Source organism: Oceanihabitans sp. 2_MG-2023, assembly GCF_030547245.1.
Taxonomy (GTDB): domain Bacteria; phylum Bacteroidota; class Bacteroidia; order Flavobacteriales; family Flavobacteriaceae; genus Oceanihabitans.
This window is the reverse complement of sequence record NZ_JAUOQT010000001.1, coordinates 689868-702560: the sequence shown is the minus strand read 5'-3', so window position 1 is coordinate 702560 and position 12693 is coordinate 689868. Positions and strand designations below refer to the sequence as shown.

Annotated in this window: 11 protein-coding genes; 1 reads left to right on the top strand and 10 read right to left on the bottom strand. The window is 31.2% G+C overall.

Going from position 1 to position 12693, the window contains the following annotated elements:
• Genes rfbA through Q4512_RS02970 form a run of 6 tightly spaced genes read right to left on the bottom strand, consistent with a single transcriptional unit; the run spans position 1 to position 7085 of the window.
• Complete coding sequence (rfbA, locus tag Q4512_RS02995) at positions 1-858, bottom strand: glucose-1-phosphate thymidylyltransferase RfbA (protein WP_303421456.1); 858 nt, start codon at positions 856-858, stop codon at positions 1-3.
• Positions 855-1874, bottom strand: a complete 1020-nt coding sequence (gene rfbB, locus Q4512_RS02990; RefSeq protein WP_303421454.1) for a dTDP-glucose 4,6-dehydratase — start codon at positions 1872-1874, stop codon at positions 855-857. Before rfbB ends, rfbA begins: the two co-directional genes overlap by 4 nt.
• A 2-nt stretch (positions 1875-1876) precedes the next feature.
• Complete coding sequence (locus Q4512_RS02985) at positions 1877-2986, bottom strand: hypothetical protein (protein ID WP_303421452.1); 1110 nt, start codon at positions 2984-2986, stop codon at positions 1877-1879.
• A gap of 9 nt (positions 2987-2995) precedes the next feature.
• A complete protein-coding gene (locus tag Q4512_RS02980; RefSeq protein WP_303421450.1) occupies positions 2996-4684 on the bottom strand; it encodes a DUF6909 family protein in 1689 nt (562 codons plus the stop codon).
• Positions 4685-4712: 28 nt separating this feature from the next.
• The gene (locus Q4512_RS02975) at positions 4713-6215 is read right to left on the bottom strand and encodes a GH3 auxin-responsive promoter family protein (protein ID WP_303421448.1); all 1503 of its coding nucleotides are present in this window, start codon (positions 6213-6215) and stop codon (positions 4713-4715) included.
• Positions 6216-7085 carry a M23 family metallopeptidase gene (locus Q4512_RS02970; RefSeq protein ID WP_303421446.1) on the bottom strand — a complete coding sequence of 290 codons (870 nt, stop codon included), beginning with the start codon at positions 7083-7085 and terminating at the stop codon, positions 6216-6218.
• Between the two features lie 115 nt (positions 7086-7200).
• On the opposite strand from Q4512_RS02970, the gene Q4512_RS02965 reads away from it, so the two are divergent.
• A complete protein-coding gene (locus tag Q4512_RS02965; protein ID WP_303421443.1) occupies positions 7201-7383 on the top strand; it encodes a twin-arginine translocase TatA/TatE family subunit in 183 nt (60 codons plus the stop codon).
• 67 nt (positions 7384-7450) lie between these two features.
• Here Q4512_RS02965 and Q4512_RS02960 read toward each other — a convergent pair whose 3' ends face one another.
• The 4 genes from Q4512_RS02960 to Q4512_RS02945 form a co-directional block, all read right to left on the bottom strand.
• Entirely contained in the window at positions 7451-8431 is a 981-nt protein-coding gene (locus tag Q4512_RS02960; RefSeq protein WP_303421441.1) for a DUF4837 family protein, read from the bottom strand.
• Between the two features lie 23 nt (positions 8432-8454).
• Positions 8455-10044, bottom strand: coding sequence for a LysM peptidoglycan-binding domain-containing protein (locus Q4512_RS02955; protein WP_303421439.1), 1590 nt, complete (start codon positions 10042-10044; stop codon positions 8455-8457).
• Positions 10045-10124: 80 nt separating this feature from the next.
• Positions 10125-11312: a phosphoglycerate kinase gene (locus tag Q4512_RS02950; RefSeq protein ID WP_303421437.1), complete on the bottom strand. Its 1188-nt coding sequence runs from the start codon at positions 11310-11312 to the stop codon at positions 10125-10127.
• A gap of 102 nt (positions 11313-11414) precedes the next feature.
• Positions 11415-12632 (bottom strand): hypothetical protein, encoded by a 1218-nt coding sequence (locus Q4512_RS02945; protein WP_303421435.1) that lies wholly within the window; start codon positions 12630-12632, stop codon positions 11415-11417.
• Positions 12633-12693: the final 61 nt, after the last annotated feature.

The window sequence follows — 12693 nt, the reverse complement described above, 5'->3', positions numbered from 1 at the left end:
TTAGATTAGTTGTTGTAAATATAAGCCATAACCACTTTTAAGTAAAGGAGCAGCTAACGCTAAGAGTTCTTGTTTATTAATATATCCCATTTTATAGGCTGTTTCTTCTATACAACCTATTTTTAATCCTTGTCGCTCTTCAATAACTTGAACAAACTGTGATGCTTGCATTAAGGAATTAAAGGTACCTGTATCTAACCAGGCTGTTCCTTTATCTAGTATTTGCACACTTAACTTTTCTTGTTTTAAATATGCTTTATTAACATCAGTAATTTCTAATTCACCTCTAGGACTAGGCTTTATATTTTTAGCAATTTCTATAACTGTATTGTCGTAAAAATAAATTCCTGGTACTGCGTAATTAGATTTTGGTTCGCTAGGTTTTTCTTCAATTGAAATTGCTTTATTATTTTCATCAAACTCTACCACACCATAACGTTTTGGGTCTTGAACATGATAGGCGAAAATTACACCTCCAGTTGGGTTACTAGTTGCTTTTAATGTTTGCTCTAATCCAGAACCATAAAAAATATTATCTCCTAAAATAAGTGCAACGCTATCTTTACCAATAAAATCTTCTCCAATAATAAATGCTTCGGCTAAACCGTTTGGTTGTTCTTGAACGGCATACTTAAAGGTACATCCGTAGTCACTACCGTCGCCTAACAGTTCTTTAAATCTTCCTGCTTCTTTAGAGGTTGAAATAATTAAAACTTCGTTTATTCCTGCCGACATTAAAGTAGTAAGTGGGTAATATATCATGGGTTTATCATAAACAGGCATAAGCTGCTTACTTACCACTTTTGTAAGCGGGTGTAACCTAGTGCCAGAACCTCCTGCTAGTATTATTCCTTTCATGCTTTAATGTACTTTTTAAGATACCAGTTTATTGTTTTTTTAATCCCTGATTCAAAATTTTCATTGGCTTTCCAATCTAATTCTTTTTGAATTTTTGATGCGTCTATTGCATATCTAAAATCGTGTCCCGGTCTATCTTTTACAAATGTTATTAATTCTTTATATGATTTTTGTTTAGGTAAAACCGTATCCAAAACTTCACAAATGGTGTTTGCAATATATATATTATCTCTCTCATTCTTACCACCAATATTATACGTTTCTCCTGCTTTGCCTGTTTTATATACTAAGTCGATACCTTTACAATGATCTAAAACATATAACCAATCTCTTATGTTTTTACCATTGCCATAAATTGGAATGTTTTCCCCTTGAATAGCTTTTCTAATTATAGTAGGAATAAGTTTTTCGTCATGTTGTTTTGGCCCATAATTATTAGAACAATTGGTGGTAACCACATTCATTCCAAAAGTATGAAAGTAACTTCTTACGATAAAATCTGAAGAAGCTTTAGATGCGCTATAAGGACTATTTGGTGCATAAGGAGTTAGCTCTGTAAACAAACCTGTTTCTCCTAGCGTACCATAAACCTCATCTGTTGAGATGTGAAGAAATCTATTATTAGTGCAACCTTCATTTACTTTATTTGGGGCTTGCATCCAATGGTTTTTAGCTACGTCTAATAATGTAAATGTACCTAAAACATTAGTACTAATAAATGCTTCGGGTTTTTCAATGGAGTTGTCTACATGTGATTCTGCAGCAAAATGTATAACGCCGTTAAAATTATAAATGTTAAATAGTTTTTCAATTAAAGCTCTATCACAAATATCTCCTTTAACAAAAGAATAATTTTTATTGTTTTCTACTTCAATTAAATTAGAAAGCTTACCTGCATAGGTAAGCTTGTCTAAATTTATAATTTTTGCTGTTGGATTCTCTTCTAAATAATAAGTAATAAAATTAGAGCCAATAAAGCCTGCTCCTCCACTTACTAATATAGTACTATTGGTCATGCCTAAGATTCTAATAGGTTTTCTTTGTTCCCGTATTTATCGATTAAATTATAAACACCAAGTTCTTTGAAAAAGAAAAAGAGTAAAACTAAAAGACCAGCTAATACGGTTGCTTTCATTTTGTTTTTTTTATAAAAATTAATGATTAAAGTTGGTTGTGTAAAATTAGATTGTAATTCAATAATTTCTTTTCTTGCTACTATTTCTTTTTGTAATCCTACTATTTCTTGTTTTTTAGAATTTTGTAAATTAAAAACTTCGAACTCTCGTGTATTAATTCTATCCTTATTATTAGCTAAGTTAAGGTTTATAGTTGCTTGATCTTGTTTTTGTGGATCTGCTGAATTACCATAATAATTTTGCATCAAATTAATATACTTCTTCATTAGGGTGTCTGACTCTGTAATTATTTCATTATTAGTTTTGATTTGATTTTCAAAATCTGAAATTTCGGTTTCTTTTATCTCTTTAAAGTATTCATTTTCTCTAAAAACATTTACAATCGAATTCGCTAAACCATCAAAAGCATCAGGGCTAAGTGCGTGAACTGTAATTAGTTGCGTTTCAATAAGCTCCATTGGGTACTCGTCTTCAAATTCATAAAAAGACACGTAGATTGTAGAATCCACTTCTTTAAAGAACTCATGATATTCATGGTATAACTGATTTTTTGTGATACTACTACTCACATCAAATCCAGTAATCTTTGCAGCCACCTCTGGTCGAATATTTAATTCTTTACTTAAACTTATTGAGTCATTATTTCTTGCGATTAAATTATACCTACTAATATGGTTATATAGCAGCTTTCCAGTTTCATAATTTTGATTCACTAATATGGAAGATTGGTAAACAGGAATCGATCTTTTGTCTAAAACTGTAAATACAACATAAGTTAATATAGCGGCGATACCAATTTTAATAAATTGTTTTTTTACAATACTAATTGCAAAAAGGAAAAGAACTGCAATTTTCTTAATAAGCCAACCTAGGGCTTGAAATAGTTTTACAAAAAGGTTTCCTATTTTTTTAAACACTTTTTCTATGTATAAAAAAATCTGGCCTAAATCTACTTCTTCTGTAGTGTTTGCATTTGGTAATTTATCACTCATAATAATTTACTAATTAAATATTTGTTGTAAAATTTTTCTTGTTATTAAATAGGTTGGTTTAACACCAGAAGTTCCTAAACCTCCAGATGCTAATGTACCTCCTGTTTCTAGAGGGTTATCACTTGCATAATAAGCATAACGTACTTTTACATCTTCGTTTATACTACCTCTTACTTTGGATGCTGCTTGAATCGCCTTTTGGTAATGTGCACCTTCCATTTCTAGACCAATAACATTCCAAGTAGAACTATAAAAGAACTTTAAAATATCTTTATTTTGTAATGAGGTTCCTAAAACGGTTATCATAGACCCTTCAAATATTTTTAAACCTTGACCTTCTAGGTCAGATTTGCATAACTCATTTTTAAAAGGATAGTTATCTGCTGTACCTTCAAAAATATGTGCAGAAGGTATCATAATATCCCCTTTTCCTCCTTCTAAAATACCTGCTTTTCCCATAATTGAAATAGAGTCTACATGTAAATGCGTTTTCTTTCCGTTAGGTTTATAGGGTTTTAATAACTCATCAATAGTTTCATAAGCTTGTTCACCAAAAGCATAATCCATTACAATTATAATTGGCTTATCTGCTTTTAGTTTATCTGCATTAATGTCTATATCCACTTTAGAGAAATCAATTTTTGCTGTATCAAAAATCTGCACATTAATATTTGTACCCGAAGTATCTTCTACATACAGCATTCCTTTTTGCAACGCTTCTTTTGTTACTTTATTACGTAAATCTTTATTGTCTTTATGACTAATTGCTTCATATACTTCAAAAATATCATTTTTAGAAGCTAAAGATTTAAGTGCATTTGGAGCAAAAAGAGTATTCATAACACTGTGCATATTTGCACTAATTACATGAATTGGTCTTTCTAGCAATTCATTTTTACTTAAAATTGCTTTTATATTATTTGCCCAAATTTCTCCATGAATATGGTGCCCTAGACGTTCTCTTAAAACAGGGCTAAAAGTAATGGTTCTTTTGTTGTTATTTACAACTTCTTCAATAGCTAATTTACCTAACCAATATACGATATGTAATAAACGTTCTGGTTGTGTTGGTATTGCAAAATCGGAATATACTTCTTTTAGTTCATTAAAAGTTCTTCCTAAAATATTTGCAGTATGCGTTATTGCTATTTCACGTTCTTGTTGCGTAAGTTTCTTTTTGGTCGTTACTGCTTTTTCAAGCTTAATCCAATCTCGGGTAGTAGCTCCATTTTCATCAATTAAAACGCGTTTGCTAATTTTATGTGACTCAACAAAAAGAAAAGTAAGATGCGTAAGTATATCATAAATTTCTGAGCGACCACGAGTAATCTCAATGTTCATTTGCTCATCATCTATTCGATAACAATTACGTCTTCTTTTGGGTGGAATTATAGCTTTAAAATGAGAATTTGCATAGCCTTCATCACTTGTTAAATTAATGAATGTGCATTCTTCTATTCCTTCCGGCAATCGATCTACTACATAAAGAAGACCTTCAAGTTCTGCTTTCTCATCACCAATAGACCCATAAATTTCTGGTCTTAGTAATAATAAAGCTTCCCTTAATGTTTCTCCAGAAACACCCATTGGCTTATAAAAACCACGATTAAACAGGTGCCTCATTGTAATATACATGCGTTCTATAGCATTTGAACTCTCTTGAGCTCTCGTTCTTGCATGATGTTTTTTATTACTCATATACTGTATTTAACCCGCAAATATAATATTATTTAGTGAGATTTAATGTTTCTAAATCATCAACTAATTTTCTGTCATTAGATAGACGAGGTAATTTATTTTGTCCCCCTAGTTTACCTATAGATTTCATATACTCTTGAAATCCATCTTTTTTAACTAAAGTAATTTTTAATTGTTGTAAAACCTTACCTTCTACTAAGTCGAAATAATAGCTGTTCTGTTTTTGTAAAGATGCATCTATTTTTTGCGCTAAAGCGGAAATGTTTTTTGGTTCTTTTTCGAATTCAATAAACCATTCATGATAGGGTAAACCCTGTGTTGGACTAATTTGAGGTGCTACTGAAAACTCTGTAACTTGAACATCACTATCGACTAAAGCTTCTTGTAATGCTTGTTCAACTTCTTTACCAATTACATGTTCTCCAAAAGCAGAAATAAAATGTTTTATTCGTCCTGAAACAATTACTCTATATGGTTTTGTGGATGTAAACTGAATAGTATCTCCTATATTATATCCCCAAAGTCCTGCGTTTGTAGAAATAATCATAACGTAGTTTACATTTATTTCTACATCTTTTATAGTAATTCTTTCAGGGTTTGGGTTAAAAAAATCATCTACTTTAATAAACTCATAAAAAATCCCTGAGTTTAACTGTAACAACATTCCTTTTATGTTTTGCTTGTCTTGGTATGCAAAAAAGCCTTCACTTGCTGGATAGAGTTCTATACTATCTACTTTTCTTCCTATTAAGCTTTCAAATTTTGCTCTGTATGGTTCGTAATTTACACCTCCAAAAATAAATAAATTGAAGTTTTTAAAAATATCACCAACCTTTTTTCCTGTCTTCTCCTGGAGTTTTTCAAAATACATTTGTACCCAAGATGGTATGCCAGAAATAATGGTCATGTTTTCTGGTAACGTTTCATCTACAATAGCATTTACTTTGGTTTCCCAATCTTCAATACAGTTCGTTTTTAATGAAGGCATTCTGTTTTTTTGAAGATATTTTGGTACGTAGTGCGCTACGATTCCCGAGAGTCTTCCTAATTGTATTCCGTTTTGTGTTTCAAGAACTGGAGAACCTTGAAGAAAAATCATCTTGCCATCTACAAATTTAGCATTTCCTGTTTCATGAATATACATTAAAATAGCGTTTCTTGCTGCTTCGACATGAGTTGGCATGCTTTCTTTAGTAATCGGGATATATTTTGCGCCAGAAGTAGTTCCTGAGGTTTTAGCGAAGTAAATTGGTTTGCCTTTCCAAAGAATATTTTCTTCTCCTGCAACAACCCTTTCAACATATGGTTTTAAGTCTTCATAATCTCTAACTGGAACGCGTTTAGTAAAGTCTTCATGATTATTAATACTAACAAAATCATGGTCTTGACCAAACTGTGTTGTTGTTGCATCAGTAATTAACTTTTGAAACACTTTACTTTGTGTTTCCACAGGATTATTAGCCCATTTTTGGATGGACTTATATACTCGTTTTGCAAATGGTTTTGCTAAGGCTGCTTTTAATGATAGCATTTATTCAAAATCTATAAAGTTGGTTGGGTTAATTGGGTAACCATCACTCCAAAGTTCAAAATGTAAGTGTGGTCCTGTTGTAAGTTCTCCTGTGTTACCAGACATAGCGATAACCTCTCCTGCTTTAACTAAATCTCCTTGTTCTTTATTTAAAGATGCATTGTGTTTGTATACAGAAATTAATCCATGGCTATGTTCTACAATAATTACTTGTCCTGTTTTAGTAGTCCATTCTGCAAAAATAACAATACCATCGGCTGTTGCTTTTATTGGTGTGTCTTTTGCCACAACAATATCTACGGCATAATGTTTTTCTTTGGCATTATAATTTTCTGTAATGGCGCCATTTGCAGGTGGAAATAAGACAAAGCTTGCATTAGATGTTGCAGATTCAAAAAGGTTATACTTATCTTCTTTATCTACTTTCTCGCGTAGTAGGGAATCTTCTTTTGTTGGAGCAAGATCTATTTCGCTAACATCTAACTTTGCCGATTCTATAATCGAATCTCTATTAAAGTCGACACTACTTAACTCACCATGTAAAACTTTTTTTATGGAAGAAAAATAACGTTCGTTAACCGCTATAACTTTTTCTAAAGAATCTGTTTTATGATTTAAAATAGTGGCTTTCTTTTTTAAAGCTGTTGAAGAGTAACCTGGTATATATTCTTTTAAAGGTGTAAATGCTATAAATATGGTTGTTGCTGTAATTAATAATATAGAAGAGATAGCTAACAAAACAAAAACATTAAGCCTTGTTAGTTTAAAAGATAAGCGTTCTTCAAAAGTATCTTCGTTAAGTATTACTAGTCTATACTTGTGAAGTAGCTTTTTTGCTATTTTTTTTTCTTTTTTCTTTTTTCTTTTCATACTAAAAACAAAAGTATATAAATTTACAAAGTCTTAGTTTAATATTATACTAAAGTTAGGGTTAAAACGAAAATATTAAACTTTAATTATTAACTTTGCTTTAAATTTAAAGATTATGATTTTAAATATGACACCTCTTTTTATAGGTTGGCCACAAGTAGTATTAATTGCCGTTGTTATTTTACTTATTTTTGGTGGTAAAAAAATACCAGAACTTATGCGTGGTCTTGGTAGTGGAATTAAAGAATTTAAAGATGCTACAGGTAAAGAAGAGGAAGAAGAAAGCAAAAAAGAATAACAATTCTTTTAGATAAAAAAAACCAACGCGATGCGTTGGTTTTTTTGTTTTATAAAATAGTTGAAGCTTATTCTATTTTTATAGATTTAACAATAGCTTCAAGCTCAAATATATAATCTCTTTTAGAAACGGATGGTGCAAAAGCAAAGCCTTCTACAACTAAATAACGCTGATTTACTTTGTCTTCTATCATATAGTTTACAAATGGTCCAGACATGAATGCGTTTTTCATATCCCAAATCCCTTTGGTTTCCAAAGTGGTTTTATTATCTATAATTGTTTCCGATAAATAAGGTGTATATGCGTTTTCAGTTATCATATACGCACCGTCTGGTGAACCATGAATGTGCTTTTCGCCTATAGAGTCTCTAATTTTTATTATTTGATTAATTAAACTGTCATTCTTTTTAAGTGCTTTATATGGTAATTCATATAATACTAAATTAGTAGTTCCTGTAGTAATATCTTTACGAATCCAATAAAAATTATCTTCTTCTTTAGCAATTCTATATGCTGTTGGGAAATTTATTGTTATCCCTAATTTTTCTTTAATTGCGTTATCTTTATGAAGGGATAAGTTAATTCTTCTTTGTTTTTCTTTTAGCTCTTCGTTTTTAAATGCAGAAACAATTTTATCTGCATTATCTTTAATTTGTTTAACAATTTCAGCATTTGTTTTTCCGGTTATTAAAACCACTTTTTGAGGCTTTGCATATACGTCGCTTGCTATTTTTACAGAAGCTTCTTCAGATCCTTTTTCTATTTTTAAAACGGTTCTGTTCCTGGTTACAAAATCGGAAAATACTTGTGGTGGTATTTGTGCCATTGTAAAAATAGGCTCGTCTTGTGGTAAACCATAAATTGGTGCAGCAAGCACATCTCTAATAGCTTCTCCAACACTACCATCCCAAAGATCATTATTAACAACAACAGAAATGTTATTAAGTGTTCCAGAAGATGCTGAAACGATTCTTTTATTTGATTTTTTCGAATCATTACAAGAAGTAAAGAATAGTATTAGTACTGCAATACAAAGAAAATTACGCATAATTGTTAGTTTTTATAGAAGTTTTAGCCTTTCGATACTACAAGCCTCATTCCTGGTTTTAAATTGTTACCACTAATATCGTTCCAATCTCTAATATTTTGAATAGAAATACCTGGGAATTTTTGAGAAATACTCCAAAGGGAATCTCCGCTTTTTACCATGTAGGTTGTTGCATTGGGAGGAACTGTCTTTTTATTCTGCTTATTAGGAGTGCTTTTTGTGGTTGCAGCTGTGTTTCTTGGATAAATAGTTAAGCGTTGTCCTATTTTAAGATTATTGCTTCGTAAGCCATTCCATTGTTTTAATTGACTAACGCGAACACCAAATTTTCTTGCAATTTTCCCGAGGTAATCCCCACTTTGTACTTTGTACCTTGTTTTACTTTCTGCATTAAAAAATTGTGGTAATTGTTTTTCTCGTTTATCAAATTCAGCTTTAGTCATTGCATAAAAAGCTTCTTCATTATTTACAAACTTTCCAATAACATCTCTTGGTAAACGTAAGGTATAGTTTTCACCTTTTACAACTGGAATAATATCTAGTTTGTATGAAGGGTTTAAAAACTGTAATTTTTCTATTTGTACACCAGTTGCTTCACCTACTTGATCTAAGGTAATCATATGTTTTACACGCACTGTATCTGTTTCTATGTACTGAAACTCTGGTTTTACAGGTTTAAATCCGTGTTCTTCAGCAAACTCAAAGATATACATAGTTGCTAAAAATGCAGGAACATAACCTGCTGTTTCCCTTGGAAGATTATGGCGAATATTCCAATAGTTTTCATAACCACCAGAACGTCTTATTGCTTTACTTACATTTCCTGGGCCAGAATTGTATGCTGCTAAAGCAAGATCCCAATCGCCAAAAATTTCATACAGTTTAGATAAATATTTAGATGCGGCTTCTGTTGATTTAATAGGATCGCTACGTTCGTCTACATAAGAGCTTACATCTAATCCATATTGTTTTCCCGTTGCAAACATAAATTGCCATAAACCGGTTGCTCCAACTCTAGATCTTGCTCTTGGTTTAAGCGCAGATTCTACGATAGCGAGATATTTCATCTCTAACGGGATGTTATAATTATCTAATTCGCGTTCGAACATTGGAAAATAATAATGTCCTAATCCCATTAATTTTTCAAAAGATTTTCTTCTGTTTTTTAAAAAGGACTTGATAACACTTTCTAAAGATGGGTTATATTCTACATTAAAAGGGGTTCTAGCATTAAGTTCTGCTAGTCTTGATTTTAGTAACTCTGTAGATAATTCAGGATAATAAACATCTTTATAATCTAGTTCACTAACCGTTCTATAAATAGTATCAAACAAAGAGGTGCTATATAATTCTTGTAGCCATTTATCATCAATTTCAGCTGCATGATCATTATCTAAAAGTGTTGTATTAAGATTTAATTGTTCTACAACTTTTATTTCTTTTTTATAGTAAGCTTGACCATCAATTATAGTGTCTATTATATAATTTTTTCCTGCTTCTAATTGTTGTTCTGTAAGCCTTGGATTTTCTATAGCAACTTGTAAAGTGTCTTGTGCTTGTAGCATGGTAAGACCTAAAAAATATACAAAGAAAAAGAGTTTTTGTAACTGCATAGTTATGTGTTTAGCGTCTTATTTAAACGTATAAGATACTAAATTCGTGTTTAATAATTAAAAATGTTTTCTGCTTTATACTATTCTAAAATAGCAGCAATTCCTGGAAGCGTTTTCCCTTCAAGACTTTCTAGCATTGCTCCTCCTCCTGTACTTACATAGCTTACTTTGTTTTCGAATCCGAATTGCTTTACAGCAGCAACAGAATCTCCTCCTCCAACTAGTGAAAATGCTCCGTTTTTTGTGGCTTCTGCAATAGAATCTCCTAAAGCAATGGTTCCTGTAGCAAAGTTTTCCATTTCAAAAACTCCTAAAGGACCATTCCAAAGTATGGTTTTACATTGTAATACGACATCGTTAAATATTTGTTTCGATTTTGGTCCACAATCTAAACCTTGCCAGCCTTCTGGAATATCTGTAATATCACAAACTTGAGTATCTGCATCGTTGCTAAAAGCATTTGCTGCTAACACATCTACTGGAATATGTACCTGCACTCCTTTTTCTTTTGCTTGCTTTAATATTTCTAAAGCTAATGGCATTTTGTCGTCTTCGCAAATGGAATCTCCTACTTTTCCTCCTTGTGCTTTAATAAAAGTAAAGCTCATTCCTCCACCAACAATTAGATGGTCTACTTTATCTAAGATGTTTTCAATGATTGTAATTTTTGAAGATACTTTTGCTCCACCTAAAATAGCTAAAACTGGTTTTTCTCCAGATTCCATTACTTTATTTATGCTTTCTATCTCTTGAGCTAATAAATAGCCGAAACATTTATTTTTAGGGAAAAATTGAGCAACAACAGTTGTAGAAGCATGTGCACGATGCGCAGTACCAAAAGCGTCATTTACATAAATATCTCCTAGTTTTGAAAGTTTTTCGGCAAAGTCTTTATCTCCAGAAGTTTCTTCTGAATGAAAACGTAAATTTTCTAATAATAAGATTTCCCCTGGCTTTAAATTTTTAGCAGCTTCTTCTGCTTCTGCACCAACACAATTAGAAACAAATTTTGTTTCAACACCTATTATTTCTTCTATTTTATTTGCAATATGACTTAAAGAAAACTCGTCTTGAGCTCCTTTTGGTCTTCCTAAATGCGACATTAAAATACAGCTTCCTCCGTCTTCTAAAACTTTAATAATAGTTGGTTTTGCAGAAAGTATTCTGGTAGCATCTGTAACTTGAAATTTTTCATTTAATGGTACATTAAAATCTACTCTAATTAATGCTTTTTGGTCTTTAAAGTTGAAGTCGTTTAGTGTTTTCATTTTTGTTATATATATAAATTGCGCATATTATTCTAAAGGCTAAAGGTCTTTAAAATAAATAATATGCGCAATTTTTTTATTCCTCTAATATTTTAGAGTAGTTTACTCTTCGTCTTCAACATTACCAACAACAGGTTTTGCTTCTTTTAAAACATCTCCAGAAACCAATATATTGATATTATCTAAGTTATTCTCTAGGTAACAGCTTTCACTTATATTTGTTTGAAATGCAGTAAAAAAAAGATAAAAACGATCTGCTTTAGTAGATACATTAAAATCTAATTCGGTTTGATTGTTATCTAAAAGTGTATTGTTTGTGTTTGGTATATTAAATGATACGAGATCAAATCCTAAAGTGTTTTCACTTTTAGGAAGTCTTTCGGTTACATGTTCCTCATTATTTGTTATGCTACTATTAAAAAAATTTGTTTCAGGTCGTAAACCTGTACTCATATTAACAAATTGCTTTTCTTTTTCACTAAAAATGGAACACTTATCTGTTTTTAATTTAGCATCTCCCTCAATTGCAGCCATAGTAATTGTAGCGTTAATTTCGCCAAATTCTGGAGTTTTAAAATTATTGAAATTAATATCTAAAGGGTTTTTATTTAAAAGCGACAAGCCGTGAAAAGTTCTAATATATTTGGGTGTGTCGTCTTCTTTTTCATAAACGACATATAAAACCCAACCAGCTGAACTTCCACCTGTAATAACACCTTCTGTAGCTCTCACATTAGCTACTGTATAATTTCCATTTGCGGTATTATTTTGCAATAAAGAAGTTACATCTGCATAACAAACATAGGGTGAATTTGCGGCAAAAAACTTTTTTTCATGCCCGTCAAAAACAATTTCTCCTTTAATCTTTTTGTATTCTTGATTTGGGGTTTTAAACTTTATAGAATGAAAGGTCGTATCTCGTTCTCCTTTTCCTTTCACCAACATTTTATTGTTTACTTTTTTATATTGTCCTTTTTTAAATCCATATGTAGCACTCCAATACAAGGCAGCATACTTAACTTTACTAATGTTTTTGGGTAATTGTAAATGTGCAGAACTAGAACTAAATGTAGAGAACTCGTTATCAATATCTACATATTTCATTTCTACTCTATCGTTAATTAAACCTATTTCATTATAATCTTGAGTAGCGTTTTCGCTTAAAATATTATTTCCTATAGCGATGGCACTCCCTTGAATATAAAACTCTTTTTGAGTGGTTAAAGCTTGTTCTTGAGCAGGTTTTATATCCTGACTTTTTTGTGCATTTATAGAAAACACAATAAGTACAGTAAAACTGAATTTAAGTAGGTTTTTCATTTTTGGGAAATGATTTGGGGCTCAAATATAATAATAATAAAACACTTTATCTGTGTTTTGT

Coding starts and splice junctions, on each gene's coding strand:
- rfbA (WP_303421456.1), bottom strand. CDS start 858: ATGAAAGGAATAATACTAGCAGGAGGTTCTGGCACTAGGTTACACCCG.
- rfbB (WP_303421454.1), bottom strand. CDS start 1,874: ATGACCAATAGTACTATATTAGTAAGTGGAGGAGCAGGCTTTATTGGC.
- Q4512_RS02985 (WP_303421452.1), bottom strand. CDS start 2,986: ATGAGTGATAAATTACCAAATGCAAACACTACAGAAGAAGTAGATTTA.
- Q4512_RS02980 (WP_303421450.1), bottom strand. CDS start 4,684: ATGAGTAATAAAAAACATCATGCAAGAACGAGAGCTCAAGAGAGTTCA.
- Q4512_RS02975 (WP_303421448.1), bottom strand. CDS start 6,215: ATGCTATCATTAAAAGCAGCCTTAGCAAAACCATTTGCAAAACGAGTA.
- Q4512_RS02970 (WP_303421446.1), bottom strand. CDS start 7,085: ATGAAAAGAAAAAAGAAAAAAGAAAAAAAAATAGCAAAAAAGCTACTT.
- Q4512_RS02965 (WP_303421443.1), top strand. CDS start 7,201: ATGATTTTAAATATGACACCTCTTTTTATAGGTTGGCCACAAGTAGTA.
- Q4512_RS02960 (WP_303421441.1), bottom strand. CDS start 8,431: ATGCGTAATTTTCTTTGTATTGCAGTACTAATACTATTCTTTACTTCT.
- Q4512_RS02955 (WP_303421439.1), bottom strand. CDS start 10,044: ATGCAGTTACAAAAACTCTTTTTCTTTGTATATTTTTTAGGTCTTACC.
- Q4512_RS02950 (WP_303421437.1), bottom strand. CDS start 11,312: ATGAAAACACTAAACGACTTCAACTTTAAAGACCAAAAAGCATTAATT.
- Q4512_RS02945 (WP_303421435.1), bottom strand. CDS start 12,632: ATGAAAAACCTACTTAAATTCAGTTTTACTGTACTTATTGTGTTTTCT.